The organism is Campylobacter concisus (genome assembly GCF_902460625.1).
In the GTDB taxonomy this organism is placed as follows: Bacteria; Campylobacterota; Campylobacteria; order Campylobacterales; family Campylobacteraceae; genus Campylobacter_A; species Campylobacter_A concisus_AD.
This window is the reverse complement of record NZ_CABPUT010000030.1, coordinates 1-1092: the sequence shown is the minus strand read 5'-3', so window position 1 is coordinate 1092 and position 1092 is coordinate 1. Positions and strand designations below refer to the sequence as shown.

Annotated in this window: 1 protein-coding gene; it reads right to left on the bottom strand. The window is 29.2% G+C overall.

Translation table 11 applies throughout. The features are described 5' to 3' along the window. On the bottom strand, positions 1-1092 hold a 1092-nt coding region (locus F3G69_RS09185; RefSeq protein WP_149715060.1), incomplete at both ends, for an HsdM family class I SAM-dependent methyltransferase.

Genomic DNA, 1092 nt, shown 5'->3' with positions numbered 1-1092 from the left:
GTTTTTTAAAGTAGCAATACCGCTTTTTGTATTATATATATTTCCTAATGGAGTACCAATAGTTTCAATTTTTTCAACTAAAGTTTTATTTTTAAAATACCAGCCATTTTGAGCAGACAACTCACTATACAGATATTCATGATATTTAAAATTATCTTTTAGTTGGGATTTTTTTAATGGCAGATATCTAACCGTATCCGATTGTCTTTTTGACAAAAAACATATTGATGTATATGTCGTTCTTGATCTGAAAATTTGTTCATCTTCAAAGTCAATAATTTTTAAATCTACTTGTTTTTCATGAAAATAGCTTCTTGCTCCTCGCCCATTAAGACTTTTTATAAAAGAGTTTACGGTTATATACCCTAAAATCCCATTTGGTCTTAAAAGATCGAATCCAATTTGAAAAAATGGTATATAAAGATCGGGGTGCCCTGTTTCACAGGTGCTCCATTTTGAAATTAAAGTTTTTGTCTTTTTATCCATGTTTCTAGAACATACATATGGCGGATTGCCTAGTATAATATCAAAACCATTGCTTGTTCTTATTTGAGTATTTTCTTTATACCAATCAAACTCCAAAGAATCAGCACAATACAGATTAAATTCAAATTCTTCATCCTCTCCCCCATGTTTTATTGCAAATAATGATAGTAATATTTCTGATCTTTCTATACTATACGACTGAATGTCTAATCCAAATATATTTTCTCTGTAAATTTCCTTATAGGGCTTACCGGTAGTTTTGTTAATATACTTGGACGCATTTATTAAAAAGCCGCCACATCCACAAGATATATCTGCTATTTTAAAATTGCGTACATCTGCAATATTATCGTGTTGCTTAAATGCTTCATAAGTTATAAATTCTCGAATATCTTTAGGCGTGTAAACTGCTCCATTCACTAATTTGTCTGATGGAGAAATCACAAATTCAAACAGTTCAAGAAGGTATTCGTAAGTAAAATCTCTTTTAACTTCTTCAACCAAAATCATAAACTCTTTTAAAAATTTATACTCATCTCCATCCTGTTCACATATACTTAATTTGAGTATTTTCTTATTATTGTTTACTTTTAGATTATTTACATA